Below are 17,624 nucleotides of genomic sequence, written 5' to 3'. Positions count from 1 at the left end.
CGGTGGTCGCCGCCCGGCATCTGCAGTTACTTGGTCGCCGCAACGGCCTCGGCGAGCGCCTTTGCCGCCTCGGCTCCGTCCTTGAAGCCGCCGTTGAAGGCCTTGGTGACCACGTCGTAGACGGCGTTCTTGACCGCTGCCGGCGCGGCGTGGCCGTGGGCCATCGAGCCGAACAGCGTTCCGCCGGAGCTCGCCTCCGCCAGATCCTTTATGCCCTTCTTGCCGCAATCGTCGAAATCGGTGTCCGGCACGTCGGTACGGGCCGGTACCGACCCCTTGACGACGTTGAAGGCGGACTGGAATTTCGGACTCTCGATCGAGGAGGCCATCGCCATCTGCGCCTTGATCTTGTCGTCACCCGAGACATTGAACATCGCGAACTGGTCGGAATTGAAGGTGACCGCTCCCTGCGTCCCGGGGAAGCGGATGCAGACGAAATCCGCGCCTGGCTTCTTGCCGGCCTTTAGGAATTCGCCCTTTGCCCAGTCGCCCATCATCTGCATGCCGGCCTTGCCGTCGATCACCATGGCGGAGGCGAGGTTCCAGTCGCGGCCGGAGAAGTTGTCGTCGACATAGGTCCGGAGCTTCATCAGCCGGTCGAAGGCGTCCGCCATGTCGGCGCCGCCGAGTGTGCCCTCATCGAGATCGACGAAGGCCTTCTTGTAGAAGTCCGTGCCCTTCGAGAGCACGACGCCGTCGAAGATCGTCGCATCCTGCCAGGGCTGCCCGCCATGGGCGAGCGGGGTGATGCCGTTCGCCTTCATCTTGTCGAGCACGGCGAGCAGCTCGTCCCAGCTTTCCGGAGCCTTGCCGCCGGCAGCGTCGAGTGCTGCCTTGTTGATCCAGACCCAGTTGGTCGAATGGACGTTGACCGGGGCGGCGATCCAGTGCCCGTCATACTTCGAGAATTTCTGCAGCGCTTCCGGGACGACCTTGTCCCAGCCTTCCGCGCTCGCCACTTCGTCGAGATTGCCGAGCGCACCCTGTTCGGCCCAGTCGAGAATGTCGAAGCCGAGCATCTGGACGGCCGTCGGCGGATCGCCGGCGGTAACGCGGGCGCGAAGGGCGGTCATCGCCGCCTCACCGCCGCCGCCGGCCACCGGCATGTCGACCCAGCCGATGCCCTTCGAGCTCAGATCTTCCTTCAGGACGTTGAGAGCGGCCGCTTCGCCACCCGAAGTCCACCAGTGCAGCACCTCGACATCGGTGGCGCGAGCGACACCGGTCATCATCGTCAATGCAATTGCGGTCGTCGTCAGAAACTTGCTCATTCGATCCTCCTCTTTGGCAAGTTGGCGGGTCTCCCTCCCGCACTCCCGGCCCCGTCGAGTCTTGCTCGTGATGCCGGGGTATTCTGGCACCAATCGGTGCGTAGCAATTTGAAACGTTACAAATTCGACGGAGTCAAGAACCCATTCATGTCGTCATCTCAGCTCCTCAAAGCTTTCTTCGCAGAAGCAGCCGCGTGGTGTTCTACAGGGCCGAAGTCCACAGGCAAAAATGCAATCGTTTTAAATTTCGCTCGCGAATTCTTGCCGACGAGGCTTCCGGAGGTTACCCTCGCGCGTCTTTCCTCGTGCGAAGAACTGTCAGAGTGCCCAAAATCAAGACTGAGATCGTCAAAAGCCAGACCCGCAAAACCACGGCCGGCAAAGCCACGCTGAAGACGATCGCCGAAGCGGCGAGCCTTGCGGTCACCACCGTGTCGCGGGCGCTCGCCGACGATCCGCTGATCAGCAGCACGACGCGCGAGCGGGTGCGCGAGATCGCCGACCGCCTGGGCTATATGCCGGACCGCGCCGCGCAGCGACTGAAGACCGGCAAGACCAACGTGATCGGCGTGCTCCTCGACCAGCACGAGGAAATCCTCGGCTTCGGAACGTCCCTGCTCTACGGCGTAACCAAGGCGCTGAAGGGCACGCCCTACCACCTGATCGTGATGCCCAACTTTCTCGAAACCTCGAATGTCGAAGCCGTCGAGAATATCGTGCGCAACAATCTCGCCGACGGCATCATCTTCACCCGGACCGAGGTTCTCGATCCCCGTGTCAGGTTCCTGATCGAGAAGGACTTCCCCTTCGTCAGCCACGGCAGGACGGAATTCAGCACCCCGCATCCGTTCGTCGATTACGACAACTACGCCTTCGCCTACGAGGCCGCCCGCCGCCTGATCGCCAAGGGCCGCCACAAACTGACGATCATCCTGCCGCCGAAGCATCTCACCTTCAGCCAGCACATGTTGCACGGCTTCATGACGGCGGTGCGCGAGGCGGGCATCGCCTTCGAGCTCGCCGAGGGCGTCACGCTCGATTCCACCGCCGGCATGGTTCGGGACTATTTCCGGACGCGGCTGCAGCGGCCCGATCCCCCCGACGCACTGATCTGCCCCGGCGAGGTCTCCGCCATGGCGGCGATCACCGGGCTTTCCGACGGCGGCTGGGCGCTCGGACGTGAATACGACATCGTCGCCAAGCAGACCTCGCGGCTCCTCTCGGACATCCAGCCCGGCGTCGAGGCGATCTACGAGGACCTCACCGCCGCGGGCGAGTATCTCGGGCGCCTGCTTCTGAAGCGCATCGACGGCACGGATGTCGAGAAGCTGCAGGTAATCCTCACCTGACGGCGGGGCTCCGGTTCGAGGGCGATGGCGGGCGATGGGTTCGACGGTCATAGGAGTGTCCTCACATCCTCACCCAGTTCGCCCGGGTGCGACCGACCCGCATGACGACCGATTTGATCTCGAGGAACTCCTCAAGCCCGTAGCGTCCGTTCTCCCGGCCCTGGCCGCTCTGCTTGTACCCGCCGAAGGTAACTTCCGGGAAACCGTCCATCCAGGTATTGGTCCAGACCGTGCCCGCCTCGGCGCGACGCGCGAAGGCAAGGCAGGTGTGGACATTCTCGCTCCACACCCCGGCTGACAGTCCGTAGGATGCATCGTTCACGAGTGCGATCGCCTCCTCCAGCGTGCGGAAGGTGAGTACCGAGAGCACCGGCCCGAAGACTTCCTCGCGCGCGATCGCCATGTCGGCGGTCACGCCGGTGACCACGGTCGGCGCGAAGAAACGGCCCGGCAGACCGGGATGCGAAACGGGCGCGCCCCCGAGTTTGACGCTTGCTCCGGCCGCCAGGGCGTCCGCAACATAGCCGGCAATCTTCTCCTGGTGGGCCTGCGAGATGATCGCGCCAACCTGCGTTTCGGGATTGAGCGGATCACCGAAGGCCACCTTCTTCGAAAGCGCCACGACCTTCTCGACCAGTGTCTCGGCAATATCCTCGTGGACGATGATGCGGCTGCCGGAATTGCAACATTCACCGGCGTTGAAATAGACGCCGAAGGTGATCGCATCGGCGGCGCTTTCGAGGTCGGCATCCGGAAACACGACCTGCGGGTTCTTGCCGCCGAGCTCCAGCGCGACCTTCTTGAGTGTCGCAGAGGCGGCCCCCGCAATCGCCTTGCCGACCGCGGTCGAGCCGGTGAAACTTACCATGTCGACGTCCGGATGCTCCGCCATCAGCGCGCCGACCGGCTGGCCGAAGCCGAGAACGATATTGACGACACCCGCCGGCAGCCCGGCTTGAAGCAGGATTTCGCCGAGGATGACCGTTGTCGACGGCGTCATCTCCGACGGCTTGATGACGCAGGTGCAGCCGGCGGCGAGCGCAAAGGGCAGCTTCTGGCTCAGGATCCAGAAGGGGAAGTTCCACGGCGTGATGATCGAAACGACCCCGATCGGCTCCTTCAGCACGATAGCAAGCATCTCATCGCCGAGCGAATTATGACTGTCGCCGTGCATCGTGCGGGCAAGCGACGCCGCATAGCGCCAGAGATCGGCCGCGCCGGCAATCTCGCCGCGCGCCTGGCTGATCGGCTTTCCACTTTCGAGCGTCTCGAGCAGAGCCATCCGCTCGACATTGGCTTCAATCAGGTCGGCGACTTTCAGGAGGAGCGTCGCGCGCTCCTTGCCGGTAATGCGGCTCCAGCGTCCGTCGTCGAAGGCCTTGCGCGCCGCACCGATCGCGGCTTCCGTCTCCGTCCGACCGGCACGGGCGGAGCGGCTGACGAGAATGCCGTGCGAGGGCGAGGTCCGCTCGAAAGTCTCGCCGTCGAGACTTCCTTTCCAGACGCCGTCGATCAGGTGCCGGCCCTCGAAGGGGGCTTTCGGCAGGACTGCCTCGACGGCGGAGGTCATGGTCATGTCGCTCATGGTCACTCTCCCGAAAAAACCGGTTTACGCTTGTCACGGAAGGCCGCGACACCTTCGTTGCGGTCGGCGCTGGCAGCGATCGCGGCGCTGCCGAGCGCCTCGACCATTGCTGCCTGATCCTCACCGCATCCGGCATGGATCATGAACTTGGCGACCTCGACGGCCCGTGGCGACAGGTCAGTGACCCTTGCAGCAATCTCGATGGCCGCCTGGCGAGGATCATCCGCGATCTCCGCGACGAAACCGAGCTGCAGCGCGCGTTCGGCGCTGATGCGGCGTCCGAAGAGCGCCATCTCCTTGATGACAGGTTCCGGCAGCAGACGGGCAAGCCGCTGCGTGCCCGACCAGCCCGGGACGATGCCGACATGGGCCTCGGGAAGGGCAAGCGTCGCCTTCGGTGCCATGACCCGGATGTCGCAGGCTGCGGCAAGTTCCAGCCCGCCGCCGAAGGCGTGGCCGGATATCACGCCGATCACGGGTTTCGAGAACCGCGCGAGCCGGTCGAAGATGCGGTGGCCGTCGCGAACCCAGTGGCGGGCGAATTCCGCCGGCGAAAGGCCTCCCCAGGCGTTGATGTCCGCCCCGGCGCAAAAGGCACGCTCCCCTTCTGCCGTCACCATCAGGCAGGCGACATCAGTCCGGTGCTCGACGATGTCGAGATGACCGGCGAATTCCTGCAGCATCGCGACAGTGAAGGCGTTGAGCTTGGCGGGATTGTCGAGCCGGATCTCCGCGAGCCGGCCGTGGATCTCGAGATGAACTGTGCTCATGGCGTCCACCCCATCGGCGCCTCGGACAGAAGCCTGCGATCGATGGTTGCCGCGTCCGGCGCGACCTTGACCCTCCCTTGAGAGGCCATGAGGATGTCCCGCTCCGGCTCGATACCGGGCATGATCTCGGTGGCGACGAGCCCATCGTCGGTGAGCCGCATGACGCAGCGCTCCGTGACGTAGAGGACGTCCTGGCCCTCGGTGCGCGCCCGCCGGCCGGAGAAGGTCACGTGCTCGACCTTCTCCACCATCTTGGTGAACTTGCCCGGCTTGGTCACGCGGATGCCCTCCCCAGTCAGTTGCACCTCCGCACCCGCCTCGAACCAGCCGGAGAAGACGATCTTGCGCGCCTGTGCGGTGATATCGACGAAACCGCCGCAACCGGCCGTGAGATAGGGCTTCTTGCCGAGCTTGGAGACGTTGACGTTGCCCTCGACGTCGACCTCGAGGAAGGAGAGGAAGGAGACATCGAAGCCGCCGCCCTGGAAATAGATGAACTGCTGCGGCGAAGGCACGAAACCGTCGGCATTGGAGGCGCAGCCGAAGGCGAAGTCGGTAAGCGGCATTCCGCCGACGGCGCCCTGCTCGATCGCCCAGGTCACCGCATCGGGATGGCCTTCCTCAAGCAGGATACGCGGCACCTGCGCGCTGATGCCGAAGCCGAGATTGGCCGTCATGCCACGTTTCAGCTCGAGTGCGGCCCGGCGCGCGATCACCTTCTCGACACCGTGCTCGGCGAGCTTAAAGCTCGACCACGGCCGCATGATCTGGCCCGATATCGCCGGATCGTAAGGCGTCTCGCAGGTTTGCTTCTGGTCGGGATCGATGACCACGAGGTCGACGAGGTGACCCGGCACCCGCACGTCGTGCGGCCTGAGGCTGCCGGCAGCCGTCATGCGCTGCACCTGCGCGATCACCAGACCGCCATGGTTGCGCACGGCGATTGCCTGTTCCAGGCCGCCGAGATAGGCTCCCTCATGTTCATAGGTGAGGTTGCCACGCTCGTCGGCGGTCGTGGCCCGAAGGATGCAGACGTCCGGTACGATGTTCGGAAAATGCAGCCAGGTCTCGCCGGCGAACTCCACCCGCGTGACGATTGGTCGGGCGGCGGCCTTTGCATTCATGGCGCAACCTTCGCGCCGCGGATCGACGAAGGTGTCGAGACCGATGCGGGTGAGGACACCCGGCCTGCGGGCGGCTGCCTCGCGGTGCATGTCGAACATGATGCCGGAGGGTACGTTATAGGCCTCGATGCGATCTTCGACGATCATCTTCCAGATCTCGGGCATCGGCAGGCTCGACGGGCCGGACGGATAGGAGCCGGCGAGAACGCGGCTGATGAGACCGTCCTTGGCGATGTGGTCGATGCCCTTGACGCCGTACATGTCGCCGGCGGCGATCGGGTGGAGCATGGTCAGGCCGACGGGATGGCCTTCGTCGTCGAAGCGCTTGCCCAGCGCCTCCAGGACAAGGTCGGGACAACCGAGGGCGGAGGAGGATGAGACCGTGACCACCGCACCGTCGGGGATGCGCGCTACGGCTACCGCCGGCGAAACAAGCTTGCTCACTTGGCACCTCCATAGTCGACGTCGACAGCGGCGCCCGTCAGCGCGGCCTCGCGGACGGCAAGCGCGACGGCAAGCGACTTGACACCGTCCCAGCCGGTCGCTGCCGGCTCGCCTTGGCCGGCGGCAGCCGCGTGGAAGCGCCGTACCGCCTCGCCGTAAAGATCGTGGGGATCGTAAGCGACCGGCTCGCGGCCGGCCGCGGTGACGAGTTCGATATCGCCGACCGGGTTCTGCGTCATCACGCCCTTGGCGAAGACGGAGCCTTCAGTGCCATGCACCTCCAAGCCGGTCCCCGCGAAGGGATGGGTGAAGCTCTCATGGCTCATCACCATCACGCCCGACGGCATCGACCACACTGACATGACTGAATCCTCGACCCCCTGCCCGAGCCCCGATGCGGCCATCTGCGCGACCACGGTCTTCGGATCCTCACCCGTGAGAAAGCGGACGACGTCTGCATCATGCACGGTGATGTCGGGGATCACCCCGCCGCCGGCCGCGGGAGAATTGATGCGCCAGCCCTGCAGATTCTCCGGCAGGTGAACGGCGTGATGGAGCCGTAGCGACAGCACCCGGCCGATCCGTCCGTCGCGGATCAGGGCCTGCACGGTGCGATGGCTGCCCGCGCAACGGAGATGATGGTTGGTGGCGAAGACGAGGCCCTGGTCTTCCGCCGCGCTGACCATCGAGACGGCGTCGGCAAGCGACATCGCCAGTGGCTTTTCGCAAAGGACGTGCTTGCCGGCCGCGATCGCCGAGAGCGCCTGCGGCAGATGTTTCTCGTTGGTGGTGGAGATGTAGACGGCATCGACGCCGGGATCGGCGATCGCCTCCTCGACGCTGGTGCCGGAGAGGGGAATCGCATGGGTCGCGGCAAAGGCGGCGCCGCGCTCGGTCGAGGAACTCACGACCCGCACGAGCTCGCCGCCCTCGGCCCGCAAAGCCCGGATCATATACTGCGCGGCGATAGTGCTCGCCCCGATCAACGCCCAGCGCATGGCCGTCCTCTCTGCTAGATTTGGATCGTTCCAACGAACATATGGAACGTTCCAATCTTTGTCAAGCGCGTACGGAGGCGTCTCCAACCTCTCCCATCCCGGGTTGGCCTCGATCCGACGACGGCATATGCAGCGAAAGACCAGACTACAACGACACCGTCGCCGACTGCGTCATCCGTTCCTGAAACGTCTCGTGAAGGTGAGCAATGAAAGCACGCACCGACGGACTGGTCCTGCGGCTTTCGGGCCAAAGGACGGTGATGTTGTCCCGCTCGACCGCGAACTCCGCCAGCACCGGCACGAGTTCTCCGCGCCTCACATACGGCTCCGCCGCGAATGTTGCGGCCATGCCGATACCGCCACCCGCGACCAGCGTTGCGATTAGCGCATCGCTGGCATCGACGACGACGCGCGGTGCGGGCAGGCGCTCGATCGTCAATTCACCGATCCGGAAGGGCCATCGGAACATCTGTCCTGTGCTCTGATAGCGGAGGCTGACCGTCTCGTGACGCTCCAGTTCATCTGGATGTGTCGGGGCGCCGTGAGCGGCGATATAGGCGGGCGACGCGAACGCGCAGAGGCGGTGGGGCGCAAGCCTCCGCGACACCAGGCGTGAATCCGCCAGTTCGCCGATCCGCACCGCAACGTCGATACCTTGTTCTACAATATCGACACGTTCATCGCTGAGCCGCAGATCGATGGACACTTTCGGGTAAAGGCTGCGGAACCCTGGGAGCGCGGGTGCGACCACATGGATGCCGATCGGCAGCGACGCGGCGATCCGCAGAGGCCCCGAGGGCTCGGATTGCGCCGCCAATGCGACCTGCTCGATCGCTTCCGCATCATGGAGCAGTCTGAGTGCGTGCGCGTGCAACTCACGCCCCTCTGGTGTCAGCGTGAGCGAGCGCGTCGTACGGGTGAAGAGCGACACGCCCAGACGCTGCTCGAGCCTCTGTACGCTTTTGCTGACGGCAGAGGGCGATATCCCCAGCGAACGCGCCGCAGCTGTATAGCTTCCCATTGCTCCGGCGCGCGCGAACGCGATCAGGCCCGTCAGCCGTTCCAGTGCCATTTGTTCCTTCATGGCACAATAGAAACGGATCGCAGCCGGATTATCAATGCCTTGTGCAGGTCATATCTCCTCCTTGAACAGACGATGGAGGTTTCAATGGACCAGTTTATGAAGGCAATCCGGTTTCATGAGTTCGGGGGGCCCGAAGTGCTTCGGTACGACGATGCGCCGAAACCTGCGCCGAAAGCCGGCGAAGTTCTTGTTCGCATCCACGCCGTCGGCCTCAACCCGCCCGACTGGTATCTTCGGGAAGGATACAGGATGCTCCCTCTCGAGTGGCAGCCGGAGATCTCGCTTCCTGCCATTCCGGGGACGGACATCTCCGGCGTGGTCGAGGCGGTGGCCAGCGACGTTGAGGGCTTTTCCGTGGGAGACGAGGTCTACTCGATGGTGCGTTTCCCCAGCGGGCTCGCGGGTCAAAGCAGCGCCTATGCGCAGTATGTGAGCGTGCCGGCGCCGGAGCTTGCGCACAAGCCATCGGAGGTCGACCACGTTACTGCCGCCGCGGCTCCGATGTCGTTGCTGACCGCCTGGCAGTTCATGATTGCGCTTGGCCACGACGAGCCAAATCCGCTCCAGCCTCACCAGCATGAACCGAGGCCGCTCGACGGCAAGACCGTCCTCGTGAACGGCGCCGCGGGAGGCGTCGGCCACTTGGCCGTGCAGCTGGGCAAATGGAAGGGCGCAAAGGTTATTGCTGCCGCCTCCGCCAGAAACGAGGCGCTTCTTCACGACCTCGGCGCAGACCAGTTCATCGACTACGCGACAAATGCGCCTGAGGACGTGATCCGTGACGTCGACCTTGTGGTCGACACGGTTGGCGGACCAAAGACGGACCGTTTTCTTCGCACCCTGAAGCACGGAGGTGCGCTCTTCCCGGTCTTCCCGCTTGGCTTCTCCGGCGCCCGAGAGGCAGAAGAGCGTGGCGTGACTGTCTCGACGACCCAGGTCCGCTCGAACGGCCCGCAACTGGAGCAGATTGGCCGCCTGCTTGTCGATGGAACGATCCGGATCCTCATCGACAGTACCTATCCCCTATCTCTGGCCCGTCACGCCCACGAACGTGCGGCGAAGGGCCATTTGCAGGGCAAGATCGTCCTGATTGTCGATTGATACGCAAGGCTTGAGGGCGAGCACCGCGCGACACAGCCGAAAGACGTGGTGCTTTCAACGAAACACGGAGCGGCCGGGAATGAATATGAAAATGAGACAGGGTACCACCGCGTGGTTCGAAATGGCGGAGCAGATGATGCTGGATGCGGCTGCGAACGCCGGTCTCGCGACAGACCTCAATTTCACGCTGATAGAGCGCTATACCGATGGGACGATGACAGCCGACGGCCTCCTGCCAGGTATTCGCTTCGACATCGTCAATGGCCGGTCCTCGTTCAGGACCGGCGTGCATCCAGACGAACGCGGTGACGTTCCAATCGAGATCACGTCCGCGGCCGCCAGAACACTCAACCTGCTGCGCAGCGCCGATCCGGAATACCAAAGAGCGCTCCAGCATATGAGAGGCTCCGGCGAGATGCGGGTGGATGGTGATAGCACGCGCCTCGGACATTGGCTGGAGGCGGTCCACGATCCCATCGTCGATCGGACGGAATAGTTCGCGGCGCGTGCGGCAGTTGAAGCCGGCATACGATCCGGCTTCAACGCGACGATCCGTGTCGAACGGGGTAGAGAGGCGCCTCAGTCCCTCGCCCGATAGGCATCCGGGATGACGAAGACTTCATCTGCTCGCGCATAGCCTCCGTCCAGCACCTCTTCGATCAGAACCATCGTGTGCGGCCGGGCAGCCTCGCTGAAATAGTCGACGAGCATGTTCGTCGTACGATGGACGATTTCTTCCTTCTGAGCTTTCGTCAAGGCGCCTTGGGGAATCTTGAAGTTTGCGAATGGCATGTTCGTGTCCTTTCTCGGGCCACTCAGGAAGCGGCAGCTGAATGACGTGACCGAGTTGCACACGGTCCCTTCACCAGGTCCGCAAAGGGGACGGTCACGGGGCACAACGCTCGCGGATTTGCATTGCTCTGCCCGCTCTCGTGGTTCCCAATCGCAGGTTAACTGTTTGGAACGCTGGCTGTAGCCGCCGCCAAACAACATCAATGTTTCGCTCACACGAACAATCGGCTATACCGCAGCCCATGGACCGTCTCGATGTCATGCGCCTGTTCGTCAGGATCGTGGAGCGCAAGAGCTTCGCTCAGGCATCGCGAGACCTTCGGATTCCAAGGCCGACGGCAACGCATGCGATCCAGCGCCTGGAAGCGGAGCTCGGCGTCCGCCTCCTTGAAAGAACAACGCGCAGTGTAAGACCGACGCCCGACGGTACGCTCTACTACGAACGCTCCGTCCGTCTTCTCGCCGATCTGGAAGAAGTGGAGAACGTCTTCCGCGACGCCGAGCCGAAGGGCCCTCTCCGGATAGACATGCAGGGTACGATTGCGCGCTTCTTTGTGCTGCCCGCCCTGCCCGATTTCATGAGGCGCTACCCGGCGATTTCTCTGAACCTCAGCGAGGCCGACCGTATGGTCGACCTCGTGACGGAAGGCGTCGACTGCGTCATACGGGCAGGAGACCTCGCCGACTCATCACTGACCGGTCGGCGGGTCGCCTCGTTTCCGCAGATCACCGTCGCAAGCCCTGGCTACCTCGACCGGTTCGGAATCCCAGCGACGCCGGACGACCTGGATGGACATCGCATGGTGGCATACGTCGCGTCAGGAACCGGGCAACCCTATCCGCTTGAGTTCGGAAAGAACGGACGGGACTGGTCGGTCCCACTGCCCTTTGACATCGCTGTTCGAGGAGCGGAGATCTACACTGCCTCCGCTGTCGCAGGTCTGGGACTGATCCAGGTCCCACGCTATCGGGTCGAGCAACAGATCGCCTCCGGGCAACTGGTCGCCGTCATGCGGGACTACCCACCACCGCCGATGGACGTGCACCTGCTTTATCCGCAGAGCCGCCACCTCTCCTCGCGCGTCAGGGCGTTCGTCGATTGGGCCACCGAACTGTTCCGCAAGGCTCAGTCGGATGCCTGAGGGGATCACCCCCTCTTCAGACAACCCCGCCATTTGCGCGTACAACCTGTCCGTTGATCCAGCCGCCGTCGGGACCGACGAGCATCGAGACCACGCCTGCAATCTCATCAACCTCGCCAAGTCGCCCGAGCGGGATCATCTTCCTGATGCGGTCGACCGTCGTCTCATCCTTGCCGTTGAGGAAAAGCTCCGTAGCGACCGGCCCTGGTGCCACGGCGTTCACTGTTATGCCGCGGGGCCCGAGTTCTTTGGCCAGGATGTGAGTCAAGGCTTCCACTGCAGCCTTGCTGGCTGCGTAAGCGCCGTAGTTTGGCTGATAGAGGCCAACCACGCTGCTCGAGAAGCTCACGATCCGACCCCCGTCGCGCAAGCGTTTCGCGGCCTCGCGGAGACCATTGAACGTTCCCTTGAGATTGACCGCGATGGTGTCGTCGAAGCTGGCCTCCTCAGTCTCGCCGACGGGTGAGAGCTTCATGACGCCCGCGTTGTTGACGAGAACGTCGACTCCGCCGAATGCGTCTTCGGCCACATCGAACATCCGCTTGACTGCGCGCGGATCGCTGACGTCAGCCTGAACAGCGATGGCCACTCCGCCGGCTCCTTCGATATCGCTCGCGAGCCTGGCGGCGGCATCGGCGGCAGCGCCGTAATTGATCACCACCTGGAACCCGTCCGTTGCCAGGCGTCGTGCTATCCCGGCCCCGATGCCGCGGGAGGAACCTGTTATGATAGCCACGTTTCGCGTTGAGTCCGTCATTTGACTGTCTCCGTGTAAGTTGAGAGTCTGTCGAGTTTGGTTCGATCCTGCGAGCGCAGCGATCGCCCGTCGCTGCCGGCGGTGCATGAAACGGGCGACGAGGCAGAAGGTAACTGTTCTGAAAGCTTGCTGTAGATGCCGGCCGCCAACTTCACTGTTTCCCGGCGAACAACAATCCACCGGAGATGGCGCGTTCCGGTCGCAGCGAGAATGCGGAGCCGGCTGAAGATCGCGGCGAGGATTCAGCCCAACGTGATCCCCTTGGCCGCATCAGGCACCCCGGACAGGATCCGGCAAGTCTATCCGAACGTCTGCGTCCGAATGTAATCGACCAACGCCTTGAGCTTGAGCGGCTGTCTGTGTCTGCGCGGATAGTAAAGGTAGAAGCCCTGGAATGGCGGACAGTACTCTTCCAGCAGGGGGAATAGCTCGCCTTGTTCGACGTCGTGCTCGAAGGTTTCGAAGACGCCGAAAGTGATCCCGACGCCAGCGCGTGCAAGGCGGAGCATGACGCGCATGTCGTTTGTCGTCACGGCTGGGTCGACTGCGACATCAAAATCGCGGCCGTCCTCGGAAAATTCCCACCGGTATGGCGCAAGGTCGGTTCGCGGGCGCCAGCCGATGCAGACGTGGTTCACCAAGTCACGCGGATGAATGGGGGCGCCGTGCCGTTCGAGATAGCTTGCGGCTGCAACTGCACACTGCCTCTGGCGGCCGGACACGGGGACGGCAATCATGTCCTGCTCGATCACCTCTCCCAGGCGCACACCCGCATCCAATCCCGCTTCGACGATGTCGAACTCTTCATCCGTGACTGTGATGTCCAGCGTGATCCCGGGATGCGCCGCGATAAAGCCGCCGAGAAAGCGGCCAGAGAGGAAGCGTTCGGCGATTGACGAAACCGCTATCCGAAGCAGCCCACGCGGCTTTGCCTGCACGTCACGGACCGCCTCGATTGCCTCCCTCACATCGCGCACCGACGGACTTATCGCATCAAAAAGCAGCTGCCCGGCTTCGGTCAGGTGCATGCTGCGCGTCGTACGTTGCACGAGGGTGGCACCTATCCTGTCCTCGAGACGCTGCAAGGCCTGGCTGACCGCCGAACGCGTCACGCCCAGCCGCTCACCGGCGAGGCGAAAGTTTCGCGCTTCGGCGATGGCAAGGAAAACGGAAATTCCTTCGAGCTCATCGGGCATTGTCCAGCCAGACTAACCAGGGCATGTCTCGCTTGGCAACTCGCCAAGGGCCGCAAAGCGATTATATCTCGGGCATACGCTGCGATCTGCAACAGTCAGAGGATATGAAGAATGTTCAGATGAACAGGACGCTGGCTAGGCTGATTGCCTCCGAACACTGGCCCTTTGCGGCACATGATCGTTCAATAATTCCTCTAACGCTTCCGGCAAATCACATGAGAGCGAGATTATGCACGAACATCCTTATACCGGCATGTGGGTAACGGACGACGGTCGCGTGCGCCACGCGCTTCTGCCAAATGGCCGTTATGATGAGGCGCGCGGAACCCGCGAGAGCGCCTATCAGGGGCGGTATGAGATCCGCGGCGACTATATCGAGTACTGGGACGACACCGGCTTCACGGCAGATGGCAGGTTCGTGGACCTGAACACCCTTCACCACGGCGGCATGATTCTTCGGCGCGCACGATAGAGCGTCGTCAGGCGGTCATCGATGAGGGCCAAAACATGCCACGGCAGTCAGCGGCGGCATCGGACCTGGTCGAGGGGGCTCGGTGGGACTGCGGCATCCTGGACAAGCCGCAGCAAGTCTGAAGAAGGAACCAAGAGGACCAGAACAATGCAAGCAAACAAGATCCGCATCGGTCTCTGCACCGACCTTTCCGGCCCGTACGAGAGCGTCGACGGCAATGGTGGCGCGGAGGCCATCCGAATGGCAATCGACGATCTGGGCGGAATGGTTGCCGGCCATCAGCTCGAACTCGTGCTCGGTGATCACCGGAACGACGAGCGGGAAGCCGCAGCGATCGCACAACATTGGTACGAGAACGAAGGCGTCGACGTGATCATCAGCGGTGTCAATTCCGATACGAGCCTGGCGATGACTGCGGTTGCGGCACAGCACTCCAAGCCGATCCTTGTGGTTGGCGCCGGCACCTCCGTGCAAACGCGCGAACGAGCTGCGCCGTCGATCATCCAGTACGCCTACAGCACCGTGGCACTGGCAACGGTTCCGGGGCTGGCACTGACACGCCAGGGTCTGAAGCGCTGGTTTTACGTGACCGCGGACTATCCGTTCGGCCGCGAGCTCCAGGCACACGGCACCGCGGCCGTTGAACAGGCAGGCGGCGTGGTGGTCGGCTCGGTCAAGAACCCGCATGGGGAGAACGATTTCACCCCGTTTCTGGCGGCCGCACGTGACAGCAATGCAGAAGTGCTGGGCCTTGCGAACGGACATGCCGAACTCCTCAAAGCCATGAGCGCAATGGAGAGGATGAACCTGACCGGGCGGATGAAGCTGGTCGGCCTGCTCACCTTCATCGACGACATCCACGAGATGGGCCTTGAGGAAGCACAGGATCTCTATCTTGCCGACAGTTGGTTCTGGACCCGCGACGCGGACAGCCGTCGATGGGCGGAGCGCTTCTTTTCTCGAAAGAACCGCATGCCTTCGTCGCTGCAGGCGGCCGACTATTCGGCCACGCTGCAGTACCTGAAAGCAGTCGAATCAGCCGGCAGCACGGAACCGGATGCCGTCATCGCACGGTTGCGCAGCACCACTTTGAACGACATGTTTGTGAAAGGCGGTCGCATTCGGGAAGACGGGACCATGCTCCACGATATGTACCTGCTGCGCGTGAAGGCGCCGGAGCAGTCCAAGCAAGACTGGGACTTCTATGATCTGGTCGCCACGGTTTCAGGTGAAGAAGCGTTCCCGCAATAGGGTGGCTGAGCGAATGCAGCGGGCGCCAAAGAGCCCCTTCACATCCACCGCCGATCACTGTGTCGACCCTCCGCGACCGACCGCAGGCTCTCTCTTTCGATGTCCGTCAGTCTTCGACGGCGAGCTCCTGAGGCAGCATCTGACGCCGCTTCGGACCGCGCGCCGGGATACTCGGCGCCGTCATGCGGGCTCTGCGCCACGCCAGGGCGGCAACGGTCTCTTGAGCTGAAGCAGCGCGACACCTCGCCTCGGCCAGGCATCAAATCCTCTGGAATCCGCCGATCAGCTGGCGCAATCCGAACAGGGCGCCGAGGACGATGCAAGCCAGCGTGACCGGTCCCGACCACGCCAGCACGGCGACGCCCGAGACGCCCTGCCCGATCGAGCACCCCATGGCAACGACCCCGCCAATGCCCATGAGCGCGGCTCCTCCGACCTGCCGTCCCAGTTCCCGCGGGTCCTCGCAGGCTTCCCAGACGAAGGTGCCCTTGATGCTGGACCCGATGAAGGCGCCGAGAATGACACCGGCCACCGACCCTACGGAGAAGGTGATCCCGCCAGCGGTCGAGGTCATCAGATAGATCAAGGTTCGACCTATCGGCGCGGTAAAGGATGGCCCCTCCGGCGATACGGCACCGAGGCTGATCTCTTCGAGGTAGGAGGTGCCGGCAAAACACCACGTCACGGCGACCCCGGCCGCAACGCCCCAGACGAGCATGCGCCAGTCCTTGCGAAGGCGCTCGTTGGAGAGACCCCAGACCAGGCAGGCTACCGCGGTCGCTACGATCGTCACCGCCGCCGGTATACCGAGAAACGCCTGGAGATCGTGGACAATGCCCTGGGGCGCCGTCGCCTCTGGCTGCGGAAACAGCAATGTGCGCAGCGGCGCGAGCGGGCCGGAAAGAGCGACAAATCCGACTACCCCCATCACGACCACGAGAACAAGCGAACGCACATCCCCTCCGCCGAAACGCGCAAGGGCGCCGAAACCGCAATTGCCCGCAAGCGCCATGCCGTAGCCGAAAAGCAATCCACCGACGATTGAGGCGAAAGGATTCCACACGAAGGCGTGGTAGAGTGTTCCTTGAAGGTTGATCAGCCCCGCCCAGGCACCGAACTGGGTCCCGAGAATTGCGACACCGACGACGACCCCCCACAAACGCAGACGTTTCTGGTCACCGCCATAGACGGCGGACTCCAGTGCAGCCAGCGTGCACAAACCTCCAAGGCGCCAACCCAGCCCCAGGACCAGGCCGCCACCGAGGCCGACGAGCGCCGCCAGAAACCCGACCGGTAGTGTTACCATTGCTCTTCCTCCCCGAAGAGATCAGATGTCTGCCGCTTCCTTGAACAGATCTGCCAGAAAGATGATGGCTTCCCGCGCCTTCGCATCGCGGATCGAATAGAAGATCGCGTTGCCGTCGCGGCGGGCAGCGACGAGTCCTTCCAGCCTGAGGCGCGCAAGCTGCTGACTTACGACAGCCTGCCGGGCGGAGAGCAGATTTTCCAGTTCTGTCACGCTCTTGGGACCATCGACCAGATGACACAGGATAGTCAGCCGGCCGTCGTGCCCCAACGCCTTCAGAAACTTCGACACACTATCGGCGCGATCGATCAGCTTCTCCAACGCGCCCTCCCCTGGCGCTGGCATGGCCACCTTGTTCACGTCCTTCACATCCCTTCGGGTGAACGCGCTTCGAACCGATGCGATTGCGCGCGTCCCCCGTGCCCGAGCGGACGCAACAGATTGCCGCGACAGGCTGTCTTCGGGCACGTGGATACTGTGCCTTAGCCTCGTATACTGCCTCATGGACGATCCGGACAGGGTATTTTTCACTTTGTCACCGCCGCATCGGCGTCGCCGATCAGGCCGTCCAGCAAAGCCCAGAAGAAGTCCTCACCGGGATAACCTTCGATTCGCCCCTTCTCCACGCCGTCGACGACCAGGACGAAGGTGGGCGTGAAGACAGGCGATCTGGCGATCGTCAGGTCCGGCGGCAATTTGCCGTGGAGATCAAGGCGGCGAAGCGGCGCAAGGCGACCCTCGCGCGTCTTGGGATACTCCTGCGACACCTCCTCGTTCCAGCGGGCGCAATAGAGGCAGCCGGGCTGCTCGAACATCAGCAATTCCATAGCGGCGTCCGCCGGCAGAGCCGGCAGAAGGAAAAGGCCGATCACGAACAGGAGGCGTCGCTGGGACATATTGACAGACCACATATAAATATAGAGATATTCTAATTTCAAACTCGCGCGAAAGCAAGTTCGTGATCGCGGAGTCTCGATAGGTC

Annotated in this window: 17 protein-coding genes and 1 pseudogene; 6 read left to right on the top strand and 12 right to left on the bottom strand. The window is 63.2% G+C overall.

The genetic code is table 11. The features are described 5' to 3' along the window. Positions 1 to 26: 26 nt before the first annotated feature. A complete protein-coding gene (locus tag ACM6UT_RS11615) occupies positions 27 to 1,271 on the bottom strand; it encodes an ABC transporter substrate-binding protein (RefSeq protein WP_416797497.1) in 1,245 nt (414 codons plus the stop codon). 323 nt (positions 1,272 to 1,594) lie between these two features. Here ACM6UT_RS11615 and ACM6UT_RS11610 point away from each other — a divergent pair, with 323 nt between their 5' ends. Next, positions 1,595 to 2,620 carry a LacI family transcriptional regulator gene (locus tag ACM6UT_RS11610; protein ID WP_416797496.1) on the top strand — a complete coding sequence of 342 codons (1,026 nt, stop codon included), beginning with the start codon at positions 1,595 to 1,597 and terminating at the stop codon, positions 2,618 to 2,620. A gap of 61 nt (positions 2,621 to 2,681) precedes the next feature. Here the strand turns inward: ACM6UT_RS11610 and ACM6UT_RS11605 are convergent, their stop codons facing one another. The 5 genes from ACM6UT_RS11605 to ACM6UT_RS11585 form a co-directional block, all read right to left on the bottom strand. Further along, positions 2,682 to 4,196, bottom strand: a complete 1,515-nt coding sequence (locus ACM6UT_RS11605; RefSeq protein ID WP_416797550.1) for an aldehyde dehydrogenase family protein — start codon at positions 4,194 to 4,196, stop codon at positions 2,682 to 2,684. Between the two features lie 11 nt (positions 4,197 to 4,207). Next, complete coding sequence (locus ACM6UT_RS11600) at positions 4,208 to 4,975, bottom strand: enoyl-CoA hydratase/isomerase family protein (RefSeq protein ID WP_416797495.1); 768 nt, start codon at positions 4,973 to 4,975, stop codon at positions 4,208 to 4,210. Continuing rightward, positions 4,972 to 6,543, bottom strand: coding sequence for an acyl CoA:acetate/3-ketoacid CoA transferase (locus tag ACM6UT_RS11595; RefSeq protein ID WP_416797494.1), 1,572 nt, complete (start codon positions 6,541 to 6,543; stop codon positions 4,972 to 4,974). The genes ACM6UT_RS11600 and ACM6UT_RS11595 overlap by 4 nt, the downstream gene beginning before the upstream one ends. After that, entirely contained in the window at positions 6,540 to 7,541 is a 1,002-nt protein-coding gene (locus ACM6UT_RS11590; RefSeq protein WP_416797493.1) for a Gfo/Idh/MocA family protein, read from the bottom strand. Before ACM6UT_RS11590 ends, ACM6UT_RS11595 begins: the two co-directional genes overlap by 4 nt. Positions 7,542 to 7,686: 145 nt before the next feature. Further along, a complete protein-coding gene (locus ACM6UT_RS11585) occupies positions 7,687 to 8,625 on the bottom strand; it encodes a LysR family transcriptional regulator (protein WP_416797492.1) in 939 nt (312 codons plus the stop codon). 84 nt (positions 8,626 to 8,709) lie between these two features. Between ACM6UT_RS11585 and ACM6UT_RS11580 the strand changes: the two genes are divergently transcribed. After that, entirely contained in the window at positions 8,710 to 9,726 is a 1,017-nt protein-coding gene (locus tag ACM6UT_RS11580) for an NADP-dependent oxidoreductase (RefSeq protein WP_416797491.1), read from the top strand. Positions 9,727 to 9,811: 85 nt separating this feature from the next. Beyond that, positions 9,812 to 10,222: a hypothetical protein gene (locus tag ACM6UT_RS11575; RefSeq protein ID WP_416797490.1), complete on the top strand. Its 411-nt coding sequence runs from the start codon at positions 9,812 to 9,814 to the stop codon at positions 10,220 to 10,222. An 83-nt stretch (positions 10,223 to 10,305) separates the two neighbouring features. On the opposite strand, the gene ACM6UT_RS11570 is transcribed toward ACM6UT_RS11575, so the two are convergent. Continuing rightward, complete coding sequence (locus tag ACM6UT_RS11570; RefSeq protein ID WP_416797489.1) at positions 10,306 to 10,518, bottom strand: tautomerase family protein; 213 nt, start codon at positions 10,516 to 10,518, stop codon at positions 10,306 to 10,308. A 242-nt stretch (positions 10,519 to 10,760) separates the two neighbouring features. On the opposite strand from ACM6UT_RS11570, the gene ACM6UT_RS11565 reads away from it, so the two are divergent. Further along, complete coding sequence (locus tag ACM6UT_RS11565; RefSeq protein ID WP_416797488.1) at positions 10,761 to 11,660, top strand: LysR family transcriptional regulator; 900 nt, start codon at positions 10,761 to 10,763, stop codon at positions 11,658 to 11,660. Between the two features lie 16 nt (positions 11,661 to 11,676). On the opposite strand, the gene ACM6UT_RS11560 is transcribed toward ACM6UT_RS11565, so the two are convergent. After that, complete coding sequence (locus tag ACM6UT_RS11560) at positions 11,677 to 12,417, bottom strand: SDR family oxidoreductase (protein ID WP_416797487.1); 741 nt, start codon at positions 12,415 to 12,417, stop codon at positions 11,677 to 11,679. A gap of 299 nt (positions 12,418 to 12,716) precedes the next feature. Further along, on the bottom strand, positions 12,717 to 13,613 hold the full coding sequence (locus ACM6UT_RS11555; protein ID WP_416797486.1) for a LysR family transcriptional regulator: 897 nt from the start codon (positions 13,611 to 13,613) through the stop codon (positions 12,717 to 12,719). Positions 13,614 to 13,842: 229 nt separating this feature from the next. On the opposite strand from ACM6UT_RS11555, the pseudogene ACM6UT_RS11550 reads away from it, so the two are divergent. Together ACM6UT_RS11550 and ACM6UT_RS11545 are read left to right on the top strand one after the other, a co-directional pair. Further along, positions 13,843 to 14,085: pseudogene (locus tag ACM6UT_RS11550) on the top strand (Atu4866 domain-containing protein); the annotation flags it as partial. Between the two features lie 21 nt (positions 14,086 to 14,106). Continuing rightward, on the top strand, positions 14,107 to 15,336 hold the full coding sequence (locus tag ACM6UT_RS11545) for an ABC transporter substrate-binding protein (RefSeq protein ID WP_416797485.1): 1,230 nt from the start codon (positions 14,107 to 14,109) through the stop codon (positions 15,334 to 15,336). A 259-nt stretch (positions 15,337 to 15,595) separates the two neighbouring features. Here the strand turns inward: ACM6UT_RS11545 and ACM6UT_RS11540 are convergent, their stop codons facing one another. From ACM6UT_RS11540 to ACM6UT_RS11530, 3 genes are all read right to left on the bottom strand, one after another. Continuing rightward, positions 15,596 to 16,642 (bottom strand): YeeE/YedE family protein, encoded by a 1,047-nt coding sequence (locus tag ACM6UT_RS11540; protein WP_416797484.1) that lies wholly within the window; start codon positions 16,640 to 16,642, stop codon positions 15,596 to 15,598. 21 nt (positions 16,643 to 16,663) lie between these two features. Continuing rightward, a complete protein-coding gene (locus ACM6UT_RS11535; RefSeq protein WP_416797483.1) occupies positions 16,664 to 16,963 on the bottom strand; it encodes an ArsR/SmtB family transcription factor in 300 nt (99 codons plus the stop codon). A 206-nt stretch (positions 16,964 to 17,169) separates the two neighbouring features. After that, positions 17,170 to 17,538 (bottom strand): transcriptional regulator, encoded by a 369-nt coding sequence (locus ACM6UT_RS11530; protein WP_416797482.1) that lies wholly within the window; start codon positions 17,536 to 17,538, stop codon positions 17,170 to 17,172. Positions 17,539 to 17,624: the final 86 nt, after the last annotated feature.

The sequence above is a fragment of the Ciceribacter azotifigens genome (assembly GCF_048159625.1).
Taxonomy (GTDB): Bacteria; Pseudomonadota; Alphaproteobacteria; order Rhizobiales; family Rhizobiaceae; genus Allorhizobium; species Allorhizobium azotifigens.
Note: the sequence above shows the minus strand (reverse complement) of the source record. Positions and strands in the feature narration are given on the sequence as shown.